The 22,489-nt window shown below is 63.4% G+C and carries 23 protein-coding genes; 10 read left to right on the top strand and 13 right to left on the bottom strand.

The features are described 5' to 3' along the window. Nucleotides 1–50: 50 nt before the first annotated feature. Nucleotides 51–848: a crotonase/enoyl-CoA hydratase family protein gene (locus C1H69_RS05905; protein WP_102652475.1), complete on the bottom strand. Its 798-nt coding sequence runs from the start codon at nt 846–848 to the stop codon at nt 51–53. 357 nt (nt 849–1,205) lie between these two features. On the opposite strand from C1H69_RS05905, the gene C1H69_RS05900 reads away from it, so the two are divergent. Beyond that, the gene (locus tag C1H69_RS05900; RefSeq protein WP_102652474.1) at nt 1,206–1,679 is read left to right on the top strand and encodes a hypothetical protein; all 474 of its coding nucleotides are present in this window, start codon (nt 1,206–1,208) and stop codon (nt 1,677–1,679) included. Between the two features lie 92 nt (nt 1,680–1,771). On the opposite strand, the gene purL is transcribed toward C1H69_RS05900, so the two are convergent. Then, complete coding sequence (purL, locus tag C1H69_RS05895; RefSeq protein WP_102652473.1) at nt 1,772–5,710, bottom strand: phosphoribosylformylglycinamidine synthase; 3,939 nt, start codon at nt 5,708–5,710, stop codon at nt 1,772–1,774. 153 nt (nt 5,711–5,863) lie between these two features. Here purL and mltF point away from each other — a divergent pair, with 153 nt between their 5' ends. Continuing rightward, nucleotides 5,864–7,330, top strand: a complete 1,467-nt coding sequence (mltF, locus tag C1H69_RS05890; protein WP_102652615.1) for a membrane-bound lytic murein transglycosylase MltF — start codon at nt 5,864–5,866, stop codon at nt 7,328–7,330. On the opposite strand, the gene tadA is transcribed toward mltF, so the two are convergent. Continuing rightward, complete coding sequence (gene tadA, locus C1H69_RS05885; protein WP_102652472.1) at nt 7,327–7,803, bottom strand: tRNA adenosine(34) deaminase TadA; 477 nt, start codon at nt 7,801–7,803, stop codon at nt 7,327–7,329. The genes mltF and tadA overlap by 4 nt on opposite strands. A gap of 64 nt (nt 7,804–7,867) precedes the next feature. Between tadA and C1H69_RS05880 the strand changes: the two genes are divergently transcribed. Further along, complete coding sequence (locus C1H69_RS05880; RefSeq protein ID WP_102652471.1) at nt 7,868–8,686, top strand: acyl-CoA thioesterase; 819 nt, start codon at nt 7,868–7,870, stop codon at nt 8,684–8,686. A gap of 107 nt (nt 8,687–8,793) precedes the next feature. On the opposite strand, the gene C1H69_RS05875 is transcribed toward C1H69_RS05880, so the two are convergent. After that, nucleotides 8,794–9,663, bottom strand: coding sequence for a bifunctional nuclease domain-containing protein (locus C1H69_RS05875; RefSeq protein WP_165789429.1), 870 nt, complete (start codon nt 9,661–9,663; stop codon nt 8,794–8,796). Between the two features lie 230 nt (nt 9,664–9,893). Here C1H69_RS05875 and C1H69_RS05870 point away from each other — a divergent pair, with 230 nt between their 5' ends. Continuing rightward, nucleotides 9,894–10,082 carry a hypothetical protein gene (locus C1H69_RS05870; RefSeq protein WP_102652470.1) on the top strand — a complete coding sequence of 63 codons (189 nt, stop codon included), beginning with the start codon at nt 9,894–9,896 and terminating at the stop codon, nt 10,080–10,082. Here C1H69_RS05870 and C1H69_RS05865 read toward each other — a convergent pair. The 3 genes from C1H69_RS05865 to C1H69_RS05855 form a co-directional block, all read right to left on the bottom strand. Then, complete coding sequence (locus tag C1H69_RS05865) at nt 10,068–11,279, bottom strand: RNA polymerase sigma factor (protein ID WP_205738423.1); 1,212 nt, start codon at nt 11,277–11,279, stop codon at nt 10,068–10,070. The genes C1H69_RS05870 and C1H69_RS05865 overlap by 15 nt on opposite strands. An 11-nt stretch (nt 11,280–11,290) precedes the next feature. Beyond that, nucleotides 11,291–11,650 (bottom strand): YciI family protein, encoded by a 360-nt coding sequence (locus tag C1H69_RS05860; RefSeq protein WP_102652468.1) that lies wholly within the window; start codon nt 11,648–11,650, stop codon nt 11,291–11,293. A gap of 138 nt (nt 11,651–11,788) precedes the next feature. Next, the gene (locus C1H69_RS05855) at nt 11,789–12,685 is read right to left on the bottom strand and encodes a LysR family transcriptional regulator (protein WP_422666884.1); all 897 of its coding nucleotides are present in this window, start codon (nt 12,683–12,685) and stop codon (nt 11,789–11,791) included. A 166-nt stretch (nt 12,686–12,851) separates the two neighbouring features. Between C1H69_RS05855 and C1H69_RS24085 the strand changes: the two genes are divergently transcribed. Both C1H69_RS24085 and C1H69_RS05845 read left to right on the top strand, forming a co-directional pair. Next, on the top strand, nt 12,852–13,283 hold the full coding sequence (locus tag C1H69_RS24085) for a hypothetical protein (protein ID WP_102652466.1): 432 nt from the start codon (nt 12,852–12,854) through the stop codon (nt 13,281–13,283). Beyond that, nucleotides 13,241–13,567, top strand: a complete 327-nt coding sequence (locus tag C1H69_RS05845; RefSeq protein WP_240609828.1) for a MarR family winged helix-turn-helix transcriptional regulator — start codon at nt 13,241–13,243, stop codon at nt 13,565–13,567. The genes C1H69_RS24085 and C1H69_RS05845 overlap by 43 nt, the downstream gene beginning before the upstream one ends. Before the next feature lie 37 nt (nt 13,568–13,604). Here C1H69_RS05845 and C1H69_RS24380 read toward each other — a convergent pair whose 3' ends face one another. Both C1H69_RS24380 and C1H69_RS05835 read right to left on the bottom strand, forming a co-directional pair. Then, entirely contained in the window at nt 13,605–14,132 is a 528-nt protein-coding gene (locus tag C1H69_RS24380; RefSeq protein WP_102652464.1) for a methylated-DNA--[protein]-cysteine S-methyltransferase, read from the bottom strand. Continuing rightward, complete coding sequence (locus C1H69_RS05835) at nt 14,116–15,624, bottom strand: DNA-3-methyladenine glycosylase 2 family protein (protein ID WP_102652463.1); 1,509 nt, start codon at nt 15,622–15,624, stop codon at nt 14,116–14,118. The genes C1H69_RS24380 and C1H69_RS05835 overlap by 17 nt, the downstream gene beginning before the upstream one ends. Nucleotides 15,625–15,850: 226 nt before the next feature. Between C1H69_RS05835 and C1H69_RS05830 the strand changes: the two genes are divergently transcribed. Genes C1H69_RS05830 through C1H69_RS05820 form a run of 3 tightly spaced genes read left to right on the top strand, consistent with a single transcriptional unit; the run spans nt 15,851 to nt 17,696 of the window. Further along, entirely contained in the window at nt 15,851–16,303 is a 453-nt protein-coding gene (locus tag C1H69_RS05830) for a GNAT family N-acetyltransferase (RefSeq protein ID WP_102652462.1), read from the top strand. A gap of 32 nt (nt 16,304–16,335) precedes the next feature. Beyond that, nucleotides 16,336–16,968 (top strand): FMN-binding negative transcriptional regulator, encoded by a 633-nt coding sequence (locus C1H69_RS05825; RefSeq protein ID WP_102652461.1) that lies wholly within the window; start codon nt 16,336–16,338, stop codon nt 16,966–16,968. Then, on the top strand, nt 16,965–17,696 hold the full coding sequence (locus C1H69_RS05820; RefSeq protein WP_102652460.1) for a GNAT family N-acetyltransferase: 732 nt from the start codon (nt 16,965–16,967) through the stop codon (nt 17,694–17,696). Before C1H69_RS05825 ends, C1H69_RS05820 begins: the two co-directional genes overlap by 4 nt. On the opposite strand, the gene pdxR is transcribed toward C1H69_RS05820, so the two are convergent. The 3 genes from pdxR to C1H69_RS05805 form a co-directional block, all read right to left on the bottom strand. Next, nucleotides 17,693–19,225, bottom strand: a complete 1,533-nt coding sequence (gene pdxR, locus C1H69_RS05815) for a MocR-like pyridoxine biosynthesis transcription factor PdxR (protein WP_102652459.1) — start codon at nt 19,223–19,225, stop codon at nt 17,693–17,695. The two genes, C1H69_RS05820 and pdxR, sit on opposite strands and share 4 nt — an antisense overlap. Before the next feature lie 69 nt (nt 19,226–19,294). After that, nucleotides 19,295–19,774, bottom strand: a complete 480-nt coding sequence (locus C1H69_RS05810) for an SRPBCC family protein (RefSeq protein WP_102652458.1) — start codon at nt 19,772–19,774, stop codon at nt 19,295–19,297. A 24-nt stretch (nt 19,775–19,798) separates the two neighbouring features. Beyond that, nucleotides 19,799–20,422, bottom strand: coding sequence for a LolA family protein (locus C1H69_RS05805; RefSeq protein ID WP_102652457.1), 624 nt, complete (start codon nt 20,420–20,422; stop codon nt 19,799–19,801). Nucleotides 20,423–20,588: 166 nt separating this feature from the next. On the opposite strand from C1H69_RS05805, the gene nfo reads away from it, so the two are divergent. Further along, the gene (nfo, locus tag C1H69_RS05800) at nt 20,589–21,461 is read left to right on the top strand and encodes a deoxyribonuclease IV (protein WP_102652456.1); all 873 of its coding nucleotides are present in this window, start codon (nt 20,589–20,591) and stop codon (nt 21,459–21,461) included. 204 nt (nt 21,462–21,665) lie between these two features. Here the strand turns inward: nfo and C1H69_RS05795 are convergent, their stop codons facing one another. Further along, a complete protein-coding gene (locus tag C1H69_RS05795) occupies nt 21,666–22,211 on the bottom strand; it encodes an NADPH-dependent FMN reductase (RefSeq protein WP_102652455.1) in 546 nt (181 codons plus the stop codon). Between the last annotated feature and the right edge of the window lie 278 nt (nt 22,212–22,489).

Genomic DNA, 22,489 nt, shown 5'->3' with positions numbered 1-22,489 from the left:
GAGCCGTCATCTTACTCGCCCGTGGCGCCACCGTCAGGGCTGAAGACAGCTCAGGTAAAGCGGGGTTCTCTTCCGGCCATTCGGGCGGCAACGGCTTCCCTCTGTTCCTCGCCACCCAGCAGCTCCCGCTGCAGACGAGCCTCCAGTGCCAGCCGTTGGCGAAACGACATGCCGGGTGCCTGGCCGAAGAGTTCTCTCGCCGCCGCCACCGCCTTGGGCGAACGGGAGACGATGGCAGCGGCGATGGCGCGTGCGGTATCGCGGGGGGCATCGGCCAGCCGAGTCACCAGCCCAAGCGTCAACGCCTCGGCTCCCGTCACCTTGCGCCCCGTCCAGGCGAGTTCCCGCAGTACGTCGCCACGAATGTCACTGGCGGTGACACTGACGGCCATGTCGGGGATGATCCCCCAGACGATCTCCAGCAGCGCCAGCCTTGCCTCGGCGTGGGCCACCCGGATATCGGCACCCAGGGCGATCTGCAGGCCGCCGCCATAGACATGCCCCTGAAGAGCGGCAATCACCGGTACCCCCGCTTCACGCCACCCCAGTGCCAGTCGCTGTACCGGATTGATCCCCTGCCCGTCCGCCGCCAGCAGCGAAGGCAGACGTTGAGGCTGAGTCATGATCGCGGCCATATCGAGGCCTGCGCAGAAGCTCTCCCCCTCCCCTGCCAGCACCACGGCGCGTAGATCATGGAGCCCAGCCAGTCGGCCCTGGGCCTCGAGCAGGGCATCGATCATCGACCAATCCAGGCCGTTGTGTTCCCTGGGGCGAGTCAAGGCAACTTCGGCCACATGATTCACGAAGGACAACGTCACCCGCTCATGGAAGTGCTCCATCGTCGTCATCGCCGTTCCCTGCCCTTGGTTTCTGGTTGGTAGCGCAACGGTACATATTCAAACAATTGTCTTGCCCCAACGGCAAGGAGGTTTCTGGAAAGCTTGTCTATAGTGAGCATTCAGGGCCGTATCAGACGAAGGCCGTACCCGCTTCATGGACAGGGGGGGTGGTGAACCCGGCTTCCGTCATACTCAGAACATGAAATGACTCATGCACCACATCAAAGCGTCGTCGAATTTTGATGTGTATCGAGTAAAACGGCAACGTTGTGGGCAGCATGCTTCGGTGGAGTAGAGCGGCTGCCACTCCGACCCCGTTTAGAGGACACTACCATGCCTGAAGCTAGAACAAGGATCGCTAGGCTCGTGTTGGTACTGGATGAACTGTTGACGCTCGCCGAGGCACATGAGAAAACCGAGCTTTCACGCTACCGCCAGCTCGCTTTCAGCTTCCTTACCTTTGATACCTCCGTCAGCCGCTTGATGGCGTCTTTAGGCATACAATGCGAAATGCGCATCGAGGAGCTACGGCGGGTTTCCCGGCAGCTTGGCCTAGCGGAATCGCCTGCCAGTCAGACCATGGCATCCACAGGTCTGACCCGCGGCGCTCAGCCCTACTTCATTTGCGATCAGGGAACAGCGCTCGAGGTCCTGGCTCAAGCCATAGCCGACGCCAAGTATTCGCTTCGCTTCCACAAGCACCTGCGCGAAGCCAGTGCCATACCAGCCCTCTATCCCGCCTTGTCGGTCATCATCAAACAGAAGCAGGCCGAACATGCCGTTCTTGATGGATTTCTGGCAACGCGCAGCAGCCTGGACCTGGCCAAGAAGGCTTCCTGACGCTTGACCGGGAACAGTCGAAGCGCACTCTGACGAAAGAGGCGGCCCGCGGGCCGCCTCTTCCTTGCATGATACCGCCCGACTCGGGCGACTTAACCCAGCCAGACCCGTGCGTTGCGGAACAACCGCATCCAGGCGCCATCCCGGGTCCATTCCGCCGGCCGCCAGGAATTGGCCACCGCGCGAACCACTCGCTCCGGATGCGGCATCATGATGGTCACCCGCCCATCGGGAGTGGTCAGCCCCGTGATGCCGGATGGGGAGCCGTTGGGGTTGGCTGGATAACGCGTGGTGACCTGGCCGTAATTGTCCACGTAGCGCAGGGCCACCTGAGCGCTGCCCTGCATGTTGCGCAAGTGAGCGCTGTCGCGGAACTCGGTACGCCCTTCGCCATGCGCCACGGCTATCGGCAGGCGCGAGCCTTCCATGCCGGCCAGCAGGATGGAGGGGCTCTTTTCCACCTGGACCATGGCCACGCGTGCCTCGAACTGCTCGGACTCGTTACGGACGAAGCGTGGCCAGTTCTCGGCACCCGGTATCAGTTCCCTCAACTGAGCGAACATCTGGCAGCCGTTACAGACACCCAGGGCGAAGTTGTCGTCACGGACGAAGTAGTCCGTGAATTGCTCCCGGGCCCGGTCATTGAACAGTATTGACTTGGCCCAGCCACCGCCGGCGCCCAGAACGTCGCCGTAGGAGAACCCGCCACAAGCGACCAGCCCCTTGAACGCGTCGAGGCTGACACGTCCTTCCAGGATATCGCTCATGTGCACGTCCACCGACTCGAAACCGGCATGATCAAAGGCCCAGGCCATTTCCAGGTGTCCATTGACCCCCTGCTCCCGCAGGATGGCCACGGCCGGACGCGCCGTGTTGACGAACGGCGCATCGACCGCTTCCCCCATATCGAAGCTGGGGCTTGCCGACAGGCCCGGGTCGCGGCCGTCGAGCAGCCCGTCGAACTCGCTCTTGGCACAGTCGGGATTGTCGCGCAGAGCCTGCATGCGGTAGCTGGTCTCGGCCCAGGTACGCTGGGCCAACAGGCGGGTGGTCTCCAGCAAGGGCTCCTCGAACAGCGTCACCCGCACCTGGTCGTCGTAGCGGGGCCGGGCAATGACGCCGCAGGTTTCGATACCCGCCGCAGCGAACTGCGCCAGGACCTCCCCGGTGTACTGGCGGTTGACCTGTATCACCGCGCCCAGCTCTTCCGCGAACAGCGCATCCACCGCTTCGGCAGGCTCATCGATCAACCAGTCGAGCTTGATCTCCAGGCCGGCATGAGCGGCAAAGGCCATTTCCAGCAGCGTTACCAGCAGGCCACCATCACTGCGGTCGTGGTAGGCCAGCAGCTTGCCGTCGCGGTTCAGCCCCTGGATAACCGCGAAGAACGCCTTGAGGTCCTCCGGGTCGTCCAGATCGGGACATTCGTTGCCCACCTGGCCATAGACCTGAGCCAGGGCCGAGCCGCCCAGACGGTTCCTGCCACCGCCCAGATCGACCAGGATCAGGTCCGATTCATCCTGATCAAGGTTGATCTGCGGCGTCAGCGTCGCCATGGCATCGGTAACCGGGGCGAAACCGGTAACGACCAGCGACAACGGAGAGGTAATGCTTTTTTCCTCGGCATTGTCCTCCTCCCAGGCGGTGCGCATCGACATGGAGTCCTTGCCCACGGGAACCGCAATGCCCAGCGCCGGGCAGAGCTCCATGCCCACGGCATGAACGGCATCGTATAGCGCCTGGTTTTCACCGGTATGGTCGGCGGCACTCATCCAGTTGGCGGAAAGCTTGACGTCGCCCAGCTTGGCGATCGGGGCCGCCGCCAGGTTGGTAATCGCCTCGGCCACTGCCAGCCGCGCACTGGCGGCAGGGTCGATCAGGGCTACCGGCGGGCGTTCGCCCATGGCCATGGCTTCGCCTGCATGGGTATCGTAGCTGGCGGTGGTCACCGCCACGTCTGCCACCGGGACCTGCCAGGGGCCGACCATCTGGTCACGAGCGACCATGCCGGTGATCGTGCGGTCGCCAATGGTGATCAAAAAGTTCTTGGACGCCACGGTGGGCAGGCGAAGCACCCGATCCATCGCTTCGCGCAGGTCCAGGTTGTCGAGCATCACGCCCGAGAGCTCGCGGTTTTCACGCGCGAACTCGCGCTGCATCTTTGGCGGCTTGCCGAACAGCACGCTCATGGGCAGGTCGACCGGCTTGCTTTCGAAATGCCCGTCTCGTACTTCCAGGTGATGGGCTTCGGTGGCCTCACCAACCACGGCATAGGGGCAACGCTCCCGGGTGCAAAGCGCATCGAAGGTAGCCAGGTCTTCCGGGGCCACCGCCAGCACGTAACGCTCCTGGGCCTCGTTGCACCAGATCTCCAACGGACTCATGCCCGGCTCGGCATTGGGCACGGCACGCAGATCGAAACATCCGCCGCGGTTCCCATCCTTGACCAGCTCCGGCAGGGCATTGGAAAGACCGCCAGCGCCAACATCGTGGAAGAAGCGAATCGGATTGTCGTCGCCCAGCGCCCAGCAGCGATCGATCACTTCCTGGGCGCGGCGTTCCATTTCGGGATTTTCCCGCTGCACCGAGGCAAAGTCGAGATCGGCGCTAGAGACACCCGAGGCCATCGAAGAAGCCGCGCCGCCACCCAGGCCGATCAACATGGCCGGCCCCCCCATGACGATCAACTTGCCGCCGACGGGGATCTCACCCTTCAGGACATGGCCCTCGCGGATATTGCCGTAGCCACCGGCGATCATGATCGGCTTGTGGTAGCCGCGGCGCTCGATTCCCCCGGCTCCCATGGCATCCTGTTCGAAGGTGCGGAAGTAGCCGGCCAAGTTGGGGCGGCCGAATTCATTATTGAAGGAGGCGCCACCGATGGGGCCGTCGAGCATGATGTCGAGAGCCGACTGCATCCGTTCCGGCTTGCCGTAGTCGAAGGCCTCCCAGGGCTGCACGAACTCGGGAATACGCAGGTTGGAGACGGTGAAACCGGTCAGGCCCGCCTTGGGCTTGCCGCCGATGCCGGTGGCCCCTTCGTCACGGATCTCGCCGCCGGCCCCGGTAGCGGCGCCGGGATAGGGCGCAATGGCCGTGGGATGATTGTGGGTCTCCACCTTCATCAGGATATGGATTGGCTCGTGCCGCGTTCCGTAGACGGCTCGCTCGGCGGCCTTGCCGGTCAGCGGAGTGGCGAAGAAACGCCCCGCCTCGCTGCCCCTGATCACTGCTGCGTTGTCGCTGTAGGCAGAGAGGATATCGTCCGGTGACACCGCAAAGGTGTTCTTGATCATCTTGAACAGCGAATGCGACTGGGCCTCGCCGTCGACCAGCCAATCGGCATTGAATATCTTGTGCCGGCAATGCTCGGAGTTCGCCTGGGCGAACATCATCAGTTCGACGTCGGTGGGATTGCGCCCCAGCTCCTGGAAAGCCGCCAGCAAATAGTCGATCTCGTCTTCGGCCAGGGCCAGCCCCAGCTCCGCATTGGCGGTCTCCAGGGCTGGACGCCCCCCTTCGAGAACATTCACCTGTCCGAGCGGTGCGGGCTCATGGTGAGCGAAGAGCCTGGCCGCATCGGAGGCATCGGCCAGCACGCTTTCCGTCATGCGGTCGTGCAGTGTCTCGAGGATTGCCGTAAATGCCGCCTCGGACATGGGCGCCTTCAGCGCAACACGATAGGCGATGCCCCGTTCAAGCCGGCGGATCCGCGTCAGGCCACAGTTGCGCACGATATCGGTGGCCTTGGACGACCAGGGCGATTGCGTGCCGATTCGCGGCACGACCAGGAACAGCTGGCCCTCGGCCTCGGTATTGCCTTCCCCGGCCCCGCCTTCGGCTTTCGTGCCATAGTCGAGCAGCCGCTGCAGCACACCCAGTTCACCCTCGGACAATTCGTCGTCATGATCCACGAAGTGCACGTAGGCGGCGTGCAGGGACTCGACCTCGGGAACCCGCGCGCGCAGGGCAGCCAGCAGCTTGGCATGACGAAAAGCGGAAAGGGCAGGCGCGCCTCGAAGTTCGAGCATGTATTGGAGCCTCTGAAGCAAGCGGAGAAAGGGCCGCAGCGCGGCATAGGAAGCCGATATGATACTGGAAAGCGGGGGCGGGACGAAATGCAGCGGATGACAGTCGTCGCCCAGGCCGTTATCGTGAAGCTCTCATCGCCAATCATCAACTCAATGCCTGAACCGTCGAGCCGACTCCTGCAGAGCCGTCTGCACCTCGCTGCCCTACTGCTGTTGGGTGCCGTGCTGTGCCTGGTACCTTACCGTCATTTCAGCCCGCCGGAAGACCTCCTGTCAGCGATACGCGAGCGCGATTTCATCAGCCTGCACACCCGCAACACGCCGATCACCTACTATGAAGGGCGACACGGCCCAGCCGGCTTTGAATATGAATTGATGCGACGCTTCGCCAATCATTTGAACGTCAGCCTGACACTCGACGCCAGCCACCATATCGAAAGCGTGCTGGATGCGGTGCGCCGGCAGGGAGACCTGGGCGCCGCCGTGCTTCCGCTGGACCCCACCCAGGAAGGACTCATCTTCAGCCGGGCCATACTCGACCTCCAGCCGCTGCTGGTCTACCGCCGCGGTCTGCCACCCGTCAAGAACCTGGAAGGCCTGGCCGGCCTTGAGATAGGCACCATTCGCGGCTCGGGCTCCGACCTTGTCCTGCGCGAACTGCAAGCCGAACATCCCGAGCTCGGCTGGAGGGAGTCGTCGGACGTCGAAGTGGCAGAGCTGCTGAGCCGGGTGGAGAGTGGCAACCTGGATGCCGCCGTGGTGTATGACCACCAGTTCCGGGTCAACCGGCTGTTCTTCCCGGGCGTGGAGCGTGGCTTCATGATGGGAAAGCCGCTCTCCATGGCCTGGGCCTTCCCGGCCCATGATGGCCTGGGGCTCCAGCAGGAAGCCAACCGCTTCCTGCTGGAACTGCAGAATGAAGGGATGCTGGAGAGCCTCGCCGCCCGCCACTTCGGCCACGACGACTATCTGGAGTACGTCGGCGCCAGGGTATTCATCGACCACTTGCATGAAAGACTGCACACCTACACCGAGCTATTCCGGGAAGCGGCACGCAATACCGGTTTCGACTGGAAGCTGCTGGCAGCGCTTGGCTATCAGGAGTCCCACTGGGATCCCGAAGCCACCTCGCCCACCGGCGTACGGGGGCTGATGATGCTGACCCTGCCTACCGCTGGCGAGATGGGCGTAAAGGATCGCCTTGACCCCGCACAGAGCATCGATGGAGGCGCCCGATACCTGCGCCAGATCAAGGATCGCCTTCCCGAGTCGATACAGGGAGAAGATCGGCTGTACATGGCCATGGCCGCTTATAACGTGGGGCTGGGGCATCTCTATGATGCCCGTCGGATTGCCGAGCAGCTAGGCGGCGACCCGGATCGTTGGAGCGACGTTCGTGACGCCTTGCCCCTGCTGCAGAAACGCGAATGGCACAGCCAGACCCGACATGGATATGCCCGCGGGGGTGAACCAGTGATCTACGTGCGCAACATTCGCCGCTACTACGAGATCCTGACCTATGTCGACCGCAGCCAGCAGCAATACCTCCAGCTCAACGAACTCCCTAATGGCGAGATAGACGACAGCCTGCTGTTCGACATCGTGTCGCCGATTCTCTAGCCTGCGCCATCTTCCGCCGGACTGCGGCGCATCTCGAAGAAGGCCTTGAGAAGTCTCGACGCATGTGAGGCGAGCACGCCTCCCTCCACTTCCACGCGATGGTTGTACCAGGGCTGGGCGAAGAGATTGGCCTTGGATTCCACCATGCCCGTGCGCGGCTCCGCGGCACCATAGACCACCCGGGCAAGGCGTGCATGAATGATCGCCCCGGTACACATCAGGCAGGGTTCCAGGGTGACATAGAGCGTGCAATCGTGGAGCCGATAGTTGCCCAGCCGCTCACCGGCATCGCGCAGTGCACGAATCTCGGCGTGGGCGCTGGGGTCATGGCCCGACACCGGCGCATTGTAGCCGGCGCCCACGATCTCGCCGTCCGCGTCCACCACCACCGCTCCCACCGGCACTTCCCCCGCTGCCAGGCCTTCCCGGGCCTGGTCCAGCGCCCGGTGCATATAGAATTCGTCACTGCGCATCGGCCCGGACTCCGTTATCCTGATGCCTAAAACAACCGTATGATATGCCTCTGAGGAAGCCCCCATGACCGACGCCCTGAATGAACTCGTCGCCCTGCTCGGCCTGGAAGAAATCGAGGAAAACCTGTTTCGCGGCCGTAGCCAGGACCTGGGCCTGCCGCAGCTGTTCGGCGGCCAGGTACTCGGCCAGGCCTTATCGGCGGCCTCGCAAACGGTGGACTCCGTTCGCCAGGTCCATTCACTGCATGGCTATTTCCTGCGCCCCGGCAACCCCCATCGCCCGGTAGTCTATCAGGTCGATGCGGTACGCGATGGGGGCAGCTTCACCACTCGCCGAGTCACCGCCATCCAGAAGGGACGGCCGATCTTCTTCTGTAGTGCGTCCTTTCACGGCATGGAGCAGAGCATGGCTCACCAGATCTCGATGCCAGACGTGGCGTTGCCGGAAGACCTGTCGAAGGCCCCCAGGGCCAACCTGGAACGCTTCCCCGGTCATCCCATCGAGTTTCTGCATCTCGGCGACGAAGCCGAGCCGGGCCAGCCTGCTCGCAAGCGGCTGTGGTTCCGTCTCACCGGCGAGCTGCCCGAGAACCCCGCCCTGCACCGCTACCTGCTGGCCTATAGCTCCGATTTCAATCTGCTGACCACGGCACTGGTGCCCCACGGCATCCGCTTCCGTGACCCAAGGCTGCAGATCGCCAGCCTCGACCACGCCATCTGGTTTCATCACGACGTGAAAATCAATGACTGGCTACTCTACGACATGGATAGTCCCTGGGCCGGTGGGGCTCGTGGCATGGCCCGTGGAAGCATCTTCGATCGCAGCGGTAGACTGGTCGCATCCACCGCCCAGGAGGGTTTGACCCGGCTGCGCAGCAAGTAGACCAAGGCCTTCACGATATGTCTCCTGGCCTCAACCCCACCGTGAGCCGACCAGAACCACCGCCAGACGTTTCATCTGGCGGTGGTTCTGGTTTCAGCGGGCATTGGTCAGGTACGAATGCCCGGAGCATCCTGCCGCTGACGTGGCGCCGGACGCGGCGAGGGCACATCGGTGGAGAGTTCGAGCGCTTGCTCTTCACCCTCCTGCCAGTAGCGCAGCTGGGCATCTTCGCCCTGCGGGGTGTCACGTACCAGTTCGAGGAACTGCATGGGGGTAGTCGGCACGTCACCATTGACTTCGATCAGCAGCGCGCCAGGGGCCATGCCAGCCTCCGCCGCCGGACCACGGACGTCATTGACCAGCACGCCGTCCTGATCCGGCAAGCCAAGTGCCTCGCGCAGGTCGTCGCTGGCCGGTGCTACCGTGATGCCCAGCGCGGCCACCACCTGATCGTCGAGCCCTTCGTATTCGATCTGCCGAGCGGCCTCCAGCACCCGGGGGGCCACGTGAATGCTGGCCCCCGCATAGAGCGCCAGGGCAATGGCATCGCTGGGGCGGCTATCGATGCGCACGGGCTCGTCGCGCCCTTCCAGGCGCAGCTCCAGCATGCCGAGGAAGGTATTGTCGATGATGGCATCGACATAGACCCGCTCCAGGGTAACCTCGATGCCATCGAGGACATCACCAAGCAACTCATGGGTCATGGGACGTGGCGAGCGCTCTCCACCCAAGCCACGCAGGATGGCGCCCGCCTCATTGACACCGATGAAAATAGGCACCACTTCCTGCGCCCCCGGTTCACGCAGCAGCACAACGGGAGGGCCGCCCATCCCCGCCATGCCCACGGTGGCGATTTCCACTTCGACCATCTCATCGGGCCCAGCGGCAAGTTCACGCGCATTCGCGGCCTGGAAGCCGATCAGTGCGACTCCGAGTAACAGTGACGCCAGGTAGCGCCAGAACAGTGGCAACGACATAAGTCTCCTTCAACACCGACATACGGCTAGGTGGGCGTCCCTTCAGAATGGCACTCCCGCCTCGTGTCTGCCATGCCCTGCCTGCGATCCGGTGCGCGGCCACCGTCAAGGCTGGCTGAACCGCGACAAGAATTCGGCGACAGCCGAAGCCTCGCCAGTGCCTTGGAATTGTACAGAACGACGCGACGTTCCATTCTGGATAGAGAGACTTTCCAGGGAAGGAAATCGTGATGGATGACGTGGCCAGCCAGTTCATTACCGCCAACGAGACGTTCATACAACTTGCCGTGGCGCTATTGCTGGGGGCGCTGATCGGCATCGAGCGCGGCTGGGTTGCCCGTGAGGACTCGATGGACCCACCCCAGAACATGCGCTTGCAGGAAAACGACAGTGAAGGCGTCACGTCACTCCAGGCCTGACAACATCTCCGTCAGGCGCCGCTGCAGGAAACGCCGCTCTGCACCGTGGGTGACAAGTCGCAGCGCCTCGCGGTACTGGGCAGCGGCCTCCTGGCGACGGCCCAGCCGACGCAGCAGGTCGGCACGGGTGGCCGGCAGCAGGTGGTAGTCAGGCAGGTGAATCGATTCGAGCAGGGAGAGCCCTGCCTCCAATCCGTCAGCCATGGCAATGGCCACGGCCCGATTGAGCGCCACGACGGGTGTCGGTTGAACACCATGCAACAGGCTATACAGCGCCGCGATGCGTCGCCAGTCGGTTTCCTGTGCCGATGGCGCCTGGGCATGCAGGGCAACAATGGCGGCTTGAAGCGCGTAGGGTCCCGGTGTCCTGCCCCGCAGCGACAATCCTGCGTGGGCAGCTCCCTCCTCGATTGCCTCTCGATCCCAGCGCGAACGATCCTGATCCTCGAGCAGCACGATCTCACCGGCCTCATCGGTACGCGCATCCCGTCTGGCATGATGCAGCAGCATCAGCGCCAGCAAGCCACGGGCTTCACGCTCGGCCGGCAACAAGCGGACCAGCATTCGCCCCAGACGGATGGCCTCGTCGCACAGGTCGGCTCGCACCCAGTCGTCTCCGAAGCTGGCCGCGTAACCCTCGTTGAAGATCAGGTAGATCACCGCCAGCACCGCTTCCAACCGCTCTCCCAGGGCCTCGTCGGGCGGCACCTCGAAGGGGATGCCGGCATCACGAATCTTGGCCTTGGCCCGTACCAGTCGCTGCGCCAGGGTCGGCACCGGCACCATGAAAGCGCGGGCAATTTCATCGGTACGCAGCCCCCCGAGGGTATACAGGGTCAGGGCTACCTGTGCAGGCCGTGCCAGGGCGGGGTGGCAGCAGGCAAAGATCAGGCGCAGGCTGTCCAGCGGCTCGATATCCGATTCGCGATCGAGCAGCAGCGAGAGATGCAGGCTCAGTTCTTCACTCTTGCGTTCGCGCATTTGCTGGTGGCGCAACTGATCGACGGCCTTGTGGCGAGCGGTGGCGATCAGCCAGGAAACCGGATTCGGCGGCCAGCCCTGTTCGGGCCACTGCACCATCGCCGCCTCGAATGCCGCCTGCACGGCGTCCTCGGCCAGCTCGAAGTTGCCGAAGCGACGAATCAAGCTGGCCAGGACATGGCCATACTCCTGCCGATAGAGGCCATCCAGGCTCACGCCGGCCCCACTCACATGCGATAGGCAGGGTCAACCGGCCGCACTTCGACCGAGCCCCCCACTCGCAGTGGAGGAATGCGCCGCGCAAGCTCGAGGGCCTCGTCCAGGTCCCGGCACTCCACGACGTGGAACCCACCCAACTGCTCTCGGCTTTCGACAAAGGGGCCATCCAGCGTGACCACCTTGCCATTTTGTTCACGCAAGGTGGTGGACGTGGAGACCGACTGCAGCCGTGCCCCTCCACGATAATGACCGCTGGTGACCATCTCCTGGAGCAAGGCATGGTAGTCATCCATGACGGAGTCACGCTCGGATGGCGACAGCGCGTTCCACAGCGCTTCGTCGATACAGCACATCAGCATGTATTGCATGTCGGAATCTCCCGGTTGCGAAGCAGCCTATGCGCTGCCTGCTGATGGATCGAGTGAGGGCTCTTCGAATCGACAACCAGCGGCTTCACTGGCTTCCCCAGGCGATGGGGCAGGCCGGCCATGCGCGATCGCGCCCGTTCAGTGCCGCAGGCTACCGAAGGCGCTCATCACATGGCTGGCCAGCGTCTCGCTGGCGTCTCCTCCTCCGGCTCGTCGAATGAGGCTCACCTGGTAATCGCCAAGCGGCGGTAGCCCCGCCTCCTCCCCCAGCCGGCGCAATGGAGGCCGTACCAGGCTGAGCGGAAAGGGAGCCACGGCCAGGTCCGCCAGCATGGCAGCTTCCTGACCGGCACAGTGTTCACTCGAGTAGGCAATGCGATAGGGCAAGCCTGCCCGATCCAATGCGGCCAGCGCGGTATCCCGCCAGGCGCACCCATGGCTTGCCAGAGACAGGGGCAAGGGCGAGCGCTGGTAGGCGATGCCCCCCTCCCGGCAGGCCCATGTCAACTGCTCGGTATGCACGACCTCGCCACGCCACGCTTCCTGACCGGGATTTCCCGCCGTCACCAGCGCCAGGTCAAGCTCTCCCTCGTCCAGTCGGCGGATCAGTTCCACACTTCGCCCGACAACCACATCGACCTGCACCGCCGGGTGGGTTCGAGCGAACTGGCAGAGCACCCCGGGCAGGATACGCGTGCCCACGTCATCGGACGTGCCAAGGCACACCGACCCTGCCAGTGAAGGCGCAAGAAACCGGGCGACAGCCTCTTCGTTCAGTTTCAGCAGCCTCCGCCCGTAACCCAGCAGGACCTCCCCTTCCGGGGTCAGGCGCACCTGGCGCGCTTCCCTGACGAACAACGGGTGCCCTAGCGTCTCTTCAAGTCGTTTGATCTGCATGCTCAAGGCAGATGGCGTGCGAAAGACCTGTCGCGCAGCTCGCGTAAAACTGCCGTTCTCGGCAATTGCCACGAAGGTTCGGAGCACATCGGTGTCCAGCAGCGGCAGAGCACCACCGGTTGGCAAGGAAGCGGTCATCGGCATTCTCGCATCGTTCAAATTATCTTAACGATCAATGTAGACCTTTTCGTTTGATTCATCGAACTCTCGAATCCATGCTGCACATGAGGTCGCGACCCTCAATCGTCCAACGTCATCACCGGATGCCTCGCCACGCCGGCGGGCACACCTGGAGGGATTCGTCATGTCAGACCTCGGCCATACCCGCGATCCGCAATTCAAGGCCACTCAGGAAGTGGCCAGCACGCCTCCCATGCCCGATCTCTATATGCCGGCCATGCCGCCATTGGGATTCATCGCGCTGATCGAGAAGTGGATGAAGGCACGCCTGCAGCGGCGGCGATTCAATCAGCGCTTTCTTCCTCTGCTGGCTTACGATGACCATACCCTCGAGGATATGGGCCATGATAGAAAAGAGATCCTCTGGGCTTCACGGCTGCCGCTTCGGGAGGATGCCGCTCAAGCGCTGCAGCAACGGCGAGCACAGCGCCGCGCCGGAGCCCGGCAGAACCCGCACCTGCCCAGCACTACCTGGAGTCATTCTTTCAGGGCCTCCAGCCCGGGGAATTCGACGTGCTCGCCACGCTTCGCCGGTCAGGAGCGTCCCATACGCTAGGTCCGACCCAACTGTTCGAGACCCTGATGGTGTCATCGGGGGGAATGACCAATCGCCTGGACCGATTGGAACGGGCCGGACTGATCGTGCGTGCGCCCAACCCGGAGGACAGGTGGGGTACGCTGGTCTCCTTGACGGAGAAAGGCCTGGAGCTGGTTGACCGGATCGTGCCGTTGCACGTGGAGAACGAAGCCAGGGCGCTTGCCACCCTCAGCCGGGAAGAGCAGAAGACCCTGAACGCCTTGTTGGCCAAGCTGCTGGATGGCGTGACGGCCAGTTCCTGACGCCTCCCTATCGAAGGGAACCGACCGCTGCGTTCCGTCACGCCTTTTCCGGCACCAGGCTCAGCTGGTGGCTGCACTCATGCTCTATCAGCCATCGCTTGCGCGGCAACCCGCCGCCATAGCCGGTCAAGGTGCCGTTGGCCCCGATGACACGATGGCAAGGCACGACAATGGACACCGGGTTGGCGCCGTTGGCCAGGCCTACCGCTCGGCTGGCCCCGGGGCGCCCGACCGCTGCCGCCAGTTGGCCATAGCTGGTCGTGGTACCGGCTGGAATCTGCCTGAGCGCCTGCCAGACACGGCGCTGGAAATCGGTACCGCCCGTCATCACGGGAATGTCCACCAAGGCCTGGGGATCGCCGGCAAAGTAGGACGTCAGCCCCTCGAGGATAAGGTCGGGTGCGCGCCCCGGCTCAATGGCGTACTCGCCGTAGTGACGCTGCAGCAACCGATGCATGCGCGCCTCATGGTCGTGGAAATCCAGGGCCCTCAGCACCCCTTGGGAGTCGGTCACAAGGAGCATGTCTCCCAGCGGTGATGGCTGGGTATCATGGTAAAGCCGCATCGACGTTCTCCTTCTGGAAGGCCGTTCCGGTGGATGCCGCATCGGCATGCCACAGGTGCATCACCGCATAGGCGCGCCAGGGCCGCCAGGCATCAGCCATTGCCAGCAGTTCCCGCGCGCTCGGCCGCCGCCCCTCTATCGCCATGACACGCTGCAGCGCGACATCCGATGCCAGGAAGGCATCGCTCTCCTGCAGGGCCCGCATGGCGATATAGTGTGCCGTCCATTCACCGATTCCCGGCAGGCCACGCAGGCGCGTTATGGTCTCGTCAAGGTCATGGCGCCGGTCGAAGAGCCGTGGCTCCTCACGATATGCCGAGGCCAGTTGCACCAGGGCGGCGGCCCTGGCGCCCGGCATCCCAACGGATATCACATCCGCCTGGGTGAAGTCCTCGGGATGGGGAAAGAGGCGGTCCAGCCCCGGTGAGCAGGTGCCTTCCGGTACACGGCTCCCCAGGCGGTCGACAAGGCGCTCGGCAAGACGCGTGGCGGCGGCGACGGTGACCTGCTGACCGAGAATGGCTCGTACCGCAATCTCGAAGGCATCCCATCCACCCGGCACACGCAGGCCAGGACGTGCCTGTACCAGCGGTGCCAGCCGCTCGTCACGGCTCAGCGCGTACCGTATTGCCTCCGGGTCGGCCTGCAGATCGAAGAGACGTCGCAGCCGGGCGATGATCCCCGGCAGCACATCGAAACGTGGAAAACGGATCGAGGCCCGAAGCGCGGACTCCGCGGGGGCATGGGTCACGGCAACCTCGCCGATATCGGCCCCCAGGCAAATGGCGCGGCGATAGCCTTGCCCATCGACCACTTCCAGGCCCCTTATGGCTCGTCTGGCAAGGAAATCCAGCATCGCCTGCCAGTCGTAGGGTGGCCGATACGGCAGCAGCAGGGAGATATCCGGCCCCGCGGCCTTGCCAGTATCAGCCCCACCCCTGCCACGCAGCGAGCCTGGAGACCGGCCATAGAGCCGCCGAAAGGTCTCGTTGAAGCGCCGTACGCTACCAAAGCCACTGGCAAGGGCCACATCGGTGACAGGCAACTCGGTCTGGTGCAGCAGTTGCTTCGCCAGCAGGAGCCGACGGGTCTGTGCCACCGCCATCGGGGCCGCACCGACATGCCGTGTGAAGAGGCGGCGCAATTGCCGCGAGCCAAGCCCCAGACGATCTGCCAGGGCTTCGATACTGCCCTCATCCAACGCACCCTCCTCGATCAGCCTCAACGCCCGGGTGACGGTGGTCGATGTTCCGGCCCAGGCCGGTGAATCCGGTGCGCTTTCAGGCCTGCAACGAAGGCAGGGTCGGTAGCCGGCCTTCTGCGCGGCAGCGGCCGTGGGCACGAAGGTACAGTGCGCCAGCTTCGGCTTTGGCGCGGGACAGACCGGCCGGCAGTAGATCCCCGTGCTCTTCACGCAGGTGAAGAAGCGACCGTCATAGCGGGGGTCGCGGGCCAGAAGCGCCTTGTAGCAGGTTTCAGGAGTCAGGTTCATGACGCCATTCTAGCCGGGCAGGCCACGTTTTCCGGCGGTTTTCGGACCCGGTTGCCGGCCGGGGTCGCAAGCCCTGGCAGCCATTCGATACAGGAAACCGAAGTGGTTCTTTCATTTTTCCAAAAACTGGCACTTAACAAGGAGCCACGAGGATTCCAGACTCGATACCACACCCTATCGACCCTGCGCTCCGACTCGTCAGGAGCCGTTACCCTGGAGAGTCCCAATGACCGTTCGTCCCGCCAGGCTGGATGACCTGCCTCAACTGAGCGAGCTGCTCGATGGCTACCGCTGTTTCTACGGACAGCCCAGCGATCTGGAGGCAGCGAGACACTTCCTGGCCCAGCGCCTCGAGCTTGGCGACTCCCACGTACTGGTTTCGGAGGACAGCGGCAACCAATTGCAGGGCTTCGTGCAACTCTATCCGCTTTTTACGACCGTTCGCCTGGCCTCGCTTTGGGTTCTCAACGATCTTTTCGTGGCGCCTCAGGCGCGACGCTTCGGCACCGGCCGCGCCCTGATGAAGGCCGCCCAGGAACTGGCGCAGCGCCATGGGGTCCGGCAGCTCAAGCTGGCGACCCAGATCGAGAACCGCACGGCCAAGTCGCTCTACGAGTCACTGGGCTGGCAACGCGACCTGATCTTCGACCATTACAGCCTGCTGCTGGAGCAGAAGTGACCCCGGCCCGACCTTCACCGAGAGACGCCCCCATGCATGTTCCTGACTCCATGCGCCTGAGCCGGTGCAAAGCCTACGAACTCATCGACAGGCACGGCTTCGCCACATTGATCGACGCCACCTTGCAGGCCACCCACCTGCCACTGCTGCTGGAGCAAGACGAAGGCGGGCTCGGCACCCTCTACGGTCACTTTGCCCGCGCCAATCCGCACTGGCAGGGGCTCGACGGCACACGCGTGCTGGCGGTCTTTTCCGGCCCGCACGCCTATATCTCCCCGTCCTGGTATGCCAGCAGGCCCGCCGTACCCACCTGGAATTACGTCGCCGTCCATGCCGCCGGCACACTTGAGCTGCTCGACAGAAATGCCACCCGCTCCCTGCTCGACCGGACCTTGGCAAGGCACGAGCCTGAGCTGCTCGATGACCCGGACATGCTTGATACGGCCTATTTCGACGGGATGCTCACCGGCGTCGTCGGCTTCCGGATTCGCCTGGACACGTTGCAGGGCAAGGCCAAGCTCGGCCTTCATCGCCCACAGGCGGACCGGGACGGCGTGAAGGCAGCTCTTGGCGCCAGCCAGGCCCCCGAAGCTCGCCAGCTCTGGCATTATCTCCAGGCGCTCGAGTCCGAAACCCTCAAGCCCCAGGCGGAGGATGTGCCATGACAACGCACAATGCTTTCGGTCAACCGGTAGGCGATGGTGTGGAGGGCTGGCAAGGCGCCAGGCCACCCGGACATGAGGCGATCCCGGGCCGGCTGGTACGGCTCGAGCCCCTGTCTCCCGACAGGCATGGTGAGGACCTTTACTCGGCTTTCCTGCTGCCGGGGGACGGACCCGGCGACAGCCCCGCCGCACGCTGGACCTATTCGGGCGGCATGCCCTTCGAGGATGCGGGGTCTCATCGAACCTGGCTGAGCGCCTGTGCGGCCAGCCGCGACCCGCTCTACTTTGCCATCGTCGAGCAGACAAGCAGCCGGGCGACAGGTCTCGCCACCTATCTGAATATCGTGCCGGAGCAGGGCTGCATCGAGGTCGGCAACCTGCATTTCACACCATGGCTCCGGCGCACCCCGGCCGCCACCGAAGCGATGATGCTGATGATGAAGCACGCCTTTGCGCTGGGTTATCGCCGCTACGAATGGAAGTGCGATGCACTCAACGCACCCTCACGACGGGCCGCCGAGCGTCTGGGGTTCCGCTTCGAGGGCATCTTTCGGCAGCACCGCGTCGTCCAGGGACGCAACCGTGACACGGCGTGGTTTTCCGTTCTCGACGATGAGTGGCCGCGACTGGAGGGCGTGCTTGAACGCTGGCTCTCGCCAGACAATTTCGATGCCCATGGCCAGCAGCGTCTATCGCTCTCGTCCCTGATGGCGCGGGGAGCGCGCTAGCCGGTCCTTCCCGTCAGCTTCAACCACTCGTTCGCCAGCCAGCTCCCGGCACGCTCGATCTCGGTGTCGTCGGCTCCGGCATAGCCCAGCACCAGGCCTGGTCGCCCCGGGGGCTGAAGATAATAGTGAGAGAGAGGGGAGAGACCGATGCCCTGGGGCTCCGCCGCGGCGACCAGCGCGCTTTCATCCTCGTGCCTGTCCAGCCAGGCCACCAGATGCATGCCGGCCAGCCCCTCCGAGAGACGGAGCCCTTGCGCCACGGCGGGTGCCAGCGCTTCGCGAAGCCGTGCTTGCCGACCCCGGTAGCATTCGCGCATCCGGCTGATATGACGAGAGAATTGTCCACAACTGATGAACTCGGCCAACGCGGCCTGAACGGCATACTGTCCTTCCCTGTGCAACCGCGCATTGACCCGCCGGAAAGGCTCGATCAACGATTCGGGCAAGACCAGATAGCCTAGCCGCATACCGGGATACATGACCTTGCTCAGCGTACCGACATAAATGACCCGAGGATCGGCAACCAGCCCCTGCAGTGCCGCGATAGGACGCTGTCCGTAGCGAAACTCGCTGTCGTAATCGTCCTCGATGACCCAGGCATCATGCCGTTCGGCCGCCTCCAGCAGAGCGAGACGACGGGCCAGGCTCATGGTCACGCCGCTGGGGTACTGGTGGGACGGGGTCACGTAGATCAGACGGGGAGCCGCTTGCGCCTTGCCGTGCGGAGCGGCGGCGATGTCCATCCCTTCGTCGTCCACCGGCACCGGTACCATCTCGAAGCCCGCGGAGGCAAAGCAAGCCTGGGCGCCACCATAGCCCGGCTCTTCGATCCATACCCGATCACCGCTATCGCCGAGCATACGGGCAATCAGTTCGAACCCCTGCTGCGCCCCCTGCACGACAAGAACCTGTTCGGGCCGGCAGCGTACCGACCGGGATAAACGTAGATAATCGCTCAAGGCCTCGCGCAGGGCCGGCACGCCGCCCTGGGTCTGGTAATCCATCCAGGCGGAAGGCATTCGCTGAACGTGACGCCGCAGCAGGCGCTGCCAGATCTCCCGTGGGAATCGATCCAGCGCCGGTACACCGGGCGCAAAGGCCGGATGGCGCCCGGCCCCTGTGCCACTGCGCAATAGTAGCTGCTCCCCCCGGCGGGAAAGAGCCGGCAGGGCCCCTGTCTGATTCCGCCCCGACCCGGCATTGCAAGCCTCGGCTGCCAACTCACCGAAAGTCAGGTCGGCGACGAAGGTGCCCGCACCGTGGCGAGTCTCCAGAAAGCCTTCGGCGATCAACTGATCGAAGGCTGCGATTACCGTGTTGCGGCCAAGGCCAAGCTCACGCGCGAGCAGCCGGGAGGACGGCAATTGCTGGCCATTGACCAGGCGCCCTTCCTGCACCCAGCCCCGCAAGGCCCGGTAAAGGTGCTGTGTCAAAGGGGTCTCAGGCGATCTTGTCAGGACAATACCCAACGCATCGATCACCCAACCAGCATGTCCATTCGGGGCCGGCTCCACACGAAGGCCTCGCATTGGCTTGTTCATGGGAGAGAAGATACCGCCTGGATCTGTCAACTTCTATTCCTGTCTCAACCAATCCCTTCAATTGTCCATCACCTGCAGCAAAGGCCGGTTCAAGTGCTGCGCCAGCCCCTCGGCCCCATCCTGCATCACGGCATGATGGTTCCAGATGATCAGCGGTCGGGCGACCCGGGCGAACAGGTTCATCCAGCGTCGCATCGTACGGACTTCCCACACATAGCGCACCCGGGTGATGCGCCCCTCCTCGACCAACTGCCAACTGCCGACGCCTTTCACGTCTCCACTGGCAACCCCCTCGATCAGGCTGGGTACCTTTACCCGGGTGACTCGAATGTCGAAGCGCAGCCGATAGCCTAGTCGGCTTTTCCAGGTATAGCGGTACGCTCGCCCTATTCCCTCCTCGTCACCGGCAGCCAACAGCCGCACATCGGCGACACTGCTCCACCAGTCGGGCCAATGCGGTGAATCCGTGAGTACCTCATATACGTCGCTGATTGGCGCCCCGATGCGCCAGGTCGTAACGAACCGGAACTCAGCCATGACGATCCTGTGTCTCGATGACGGTCAGGGAAAGAAGAGGTTTTCTGGCAGTTCAGGGTTGATGGATATCTCTTCCAGACGCACCGCTTCCAGCTGCTCGCCTCTTCGGTTATAACTCACGACCTTGAGTGGAAACTGCCGTTCGCTGTCGAGCCAGAGCTCATAGCGGACTATGTCGGCCAGTATCTCGCCAGGGTCCCCTTCCACCATCAGGTGCTGTGCAGGATGCGTGGCCAATTCGGCTTCCCCCAGCAGATGGGTCTTGCCATGGCGTTGCAACGCCTGAATGTTGCGCAGCAACGTGCCGACGTCCGATTGATCCGCCCGGTGACCCTGTGCACTGCGCACCATTCGATTGTTCGGACTGAGCGTCAGGCCTGAACGCCGCCCTGGAGAGCCAAAAGGCCACAGCTGTACCTTTCGGGTATCCGGTCGATAGATCAGGACCACTCCTTTATGGGGCGTCACCAGGTCCATGCGAATATAGCCGGGTTTCTGATAGGTATAGCGAATGACCTCCTCGCCCCGGCCCCCCTGGCCATGCAGGGTCAACTGGTAGGAATGCAGGTTTTCAACGTGCTCCAATGCTGCCGACACGGGGTCCGAAGCGGGCCCCGCAGCCATAAGGACGAGCAGTTTCGACAGCATGGTCTTCTCTCCCCATGGCCAGACAACACATTCGTCTTTCCAGCATAGCAACGCCTTTGGAAACTCACGGCGGCCTTTTCGGATGCTATCGTAGAAACACAGGGATCAAGCGGCACCAGTACTAGGCGCCGCCCCACGATATTTGCCCCAAGGAGAGCGTGAAGAAATGAAATATATCGGTGCCCATGTCAGTGCGGCCGGCGGGCCGGATCAGGCTGTGATCCGTGCCCATGAGATCGGTGCCGACGCGTTCGCCCTGTTCACCAAGAATCAGCGCCAGTGGCATGCCAAGCCCCTGACCGATGACGCCATCGAGGCATTCCGCAACGCTTGCCAAGCGCATGGCTTCGGACCCGGCCAGATTCTTCCCCATGACAGCTATCTCATCAATCTCGGCCACCCCGACCCAGAGGGGCTGCGGAAATCACGTGACGCCTTTCTGGATGAGTTCCAGCGCTGCGAGCAGTTGGGCCTCACCCTGCTCAACTTTCACCCCGGCAGCCATCTGAAGAAGATCAGCGAGCGGGAATGCCTGACACGTATCGCTGACTCCGTCAATCATGTGCTCGACCGGACTCAAGGCGTCACGGCCGTCATCGAGAATACCGCCGGCCAGGGCACCAACCTGGGTTGGCGCTTCGAGCATCTCGCCGAGATCATCGAGCAGGTCGACGACAAGTCGCGGATCGGGGTATGCATCGACACCTGCCACGCCTTTGCCGCCGGCTATGATCTGCGAACTCCCGAGGCCTGCACCGCGACCCTCGACGAATACGGCAGCGTGGTCGGCTTCGAGTATCTGCGCGGCATGCACTTGAACGATGCCAAGAGCGACTACGCAAGCCGCGTCGATCGCCACCATAGCCTGGGCCAGGGCAACATCGGCCTCGACGCCTTCACTACCATCATGCGCGACCCGCGCATCGACGAGGTCCCACTGATACTGGAAACCATCGAGCCCTCTCTCTGGGCCGAAGAGATCAGCTGGCTGCGCACCCAACGGCTCGACACCGGTAACGCGAACAGCGCAGTCCATTGACCAGCCACCAGCCTATTGTCCATGCCCTGCTACGCTTGCTTGCATGACCGAGCGCGAGCATGCGCCCATGGATAGCCGCGAGCGACATGGCGAATGAACACGCAGGGCTGCCTGCCTAGACTCATGCGACGCCACCGGTATCGTCATGCCTCAACCATGACGGCCCGCTCGATCATCAGAACACAGTCCCCGCTTGCCCGTTTCTCATGCCAGCACCTGTGCATAACTCTGGACAGCGCGCGCATTGCGCAGTGCTTGTCCCCACCACTCGAGGCGCGACAATAGGGTTGCCATGCCCCGCTCGGCTCGGTCCGGCTGCTTGAGCTGGCCTTCCTCATCGAACTGTTCCCAGGCATTGGGGAACATGACACTGTCGCGAAGCCCCACGGCATGCAATTCGGCGAACACGCCGCGCAAGTGCTCCACTGCCCTGAGGCCGCCGGACGCGCCACCGTAGGAGACGAAGGCCACGGGCTTTGCCTGCCACTCGGCCTTGAATTCGTCGATCAGCGCCTTGAGAGCCGCCGGGTAGGAGTGGTTGTACTCGGGCGTCACCACGATGAAGGTATCGGCAGAATCGAGGCGTCGGGAGAGCTCCGGCCGAGGCGCGTTGTCGGCCGGGTCGATGACGTCCGGTTCGAACTCACTTCGGCCGCGCACCTGCTCCACGACCCACTGCCCGATGGTGTCGCAGAAGCGCCCTTCCCGCACGCTGCCGTAGATCACGGCAAGCCTTATCGTATCGGTCATCAATCATGTCCTCTTCGTCAGTGAGTGGAGACATGATCCGTTATAAGACCTGAAGCATTGTTGAGGTCAAGTATCGTCGAGACCTTCCCGTCATCTGGAGCACCGTACCTGCGACCGCCATTGGACCCCACCGCACCTGAATAGCGTGGTTGACGATATCGATGCACCGATACACCGCGTCCTGGGCGCTGAGAGCCGAAATCAGCACCTTATCGTAGAAAAACCGTATTGCCGGCCGACACCTCGACGCCAACACTTCAAGCCATGAGCACGCCAAT

Origin of the sequence: Billgrantia endophytica, from assembly GCF_002879615.1 — a bacterium.
Classification (GTDB): Bacteria; Pseudomonadota; Gammaproteobacteria; order Pseudomonadales; family Halomonadaceae; genus Halomonas; species Halomonas endophytica.
Note: the sequence above shows the minus strand (reverse complement) of the source record. Positions and strands in the feature narration are given on the sequence as shown.

Bases quoted from the DNA above. Each gene is read 5' to 3' on its own strand.
- C1H69_RS05905 (WP_102652475.1), bottom strand. From the start codon at position 848: ATGACGACGATGGAGCACTTCCATGAGCGGGTGACGTTGTCCTTCGTG.
- purL (WP_102652473.1), bottom strand. From the start codon at position 5,710: ATGCTCGAACTTCGAGGCGCGCCTGCCCTTTCCGCTTTTCGTCATGCC.
- mltF (WP_102652615.1), top strand. From the start codon at position 5,864: ATGCCTGAACCGTCGAGCCGACTCCTGCAGAGCCGTCTGCACCTCGCT.
- tadA (WP_102652472.1), bottom strand. From the start codon at position 7,803: ATGCGCAGTGACGAATTCTATATGCACCGGGCGCTGGACCAGGCCCGG.
- C1H69_RS05880 (WP_102652471.1), top strand. From the start codon at position 7,868: ATGACCGACGCCCTGAATGAACTCGTCGCCCTGCTCGGCCTGGAAGAA.
- C1H69_RS05875 (WP_165789429.1), bottom strand. From the start codon at position 9,663: ATGTCGTTGCCACTGTTCTGGCGCTACCTGGCGTCACTGTTACTCGGA.
- C1H69_RS05870 (WP_102652470.1), top strand. From the start codon at position 9,894: ATGGATGACGTGGCCAGCCAGTTCATTACCGCCAACGAGACGTTCATA.
- C1H69_RS05860 (WP_102652468.1), bottom strand. From the start codon at position 11,650: ATGCAATACATGCTGATGTGCTGTATCGACGAAGCGCTGTGGAACGCG.
- C1H69_RS05855 (WP_422666884.1), bottom strand. From the start codon at position 12,685: ATGACCGCTTCCTTGCCAACCGGTGGTGCTCTGCCGCTGCTGGACACC.
- C1H69_RS24085 (WP_102652466.1), top strand. From the start codon at position 12,852: ATGTCAGACCTCGGCCATACCCGCGATCCGCAATTCAAGGCCACTCAG.
- C1H69_RS24380 (WP_102652464.1), bottom strand. From the start codon at position 14,132: ATGCGGCTTTACCATGATACCCAGCCATCACCGCTGGGAGACATGCTC.
- C1H69_RS05835 (WP_102652463.1), bottom strand. From the start codon at position 15,624: ATGAACCTGACTCCTGAAACCTGCTACAAGGCGCTTCTGGCCCGCGAC.
- C1H69_RS05830 (WP_102652462.1), top strand. From the start codon at position 15,851: ATGACCGTTCGTCCCGCCAGGCTGGATGACCTGCCTCAACTGAGCGAG.
- C1H69_RS05825 (WP_102652461.1), top strand. From the start codon at position 16,336: ATGCATGTTCCTGACTCCATGCGCCTGAGCCGGTGCAAAGCCTACGAA.
- C1H69_RS05820 (WP_102652460.1), top strand. From the start codon at position 16,965: ATGACAACGCACAATGCTTTCGGTCAACCGGTAGGCGATGGTGTGGAG.
- pdxR (WP_102652459.1), bottom strand. From the start codon at position 19,225: ATGCGAGGCCTTCGTGTGGAGCCGGCCCCGAATGGACATGCTGGTTGG.
- C1H69_RS05810 (WP_102652458.1), bottom strand. From the start codon at position 19,774: ATGGCTGAGTTCCGGTTCGTTACGACCTGGCGCATCGGGGCGCCAATC.
- C1H69_RS05805 (WP_102652457.1), bottom strand. From the start codon at position 20,422: ATGCTGTCGAAACTGCTCGTCCTTATGGCTGCGGGGCCCGCTTCGGAC.
- nfo (WP_102652456.1), top strand. From the start codon at position 20,589: ATGAAATATATCGGTGCCCATGTCAGTGCGGCCGGCGGGCCGGATCAG.
- C1H69_RS05795 (WP_102652455.1), bottom strand. From the start codon at position 22,211: ATGACCGATACGATAAGGCTTGCCGTGATCTACGGCAGCGTGCGGGAA.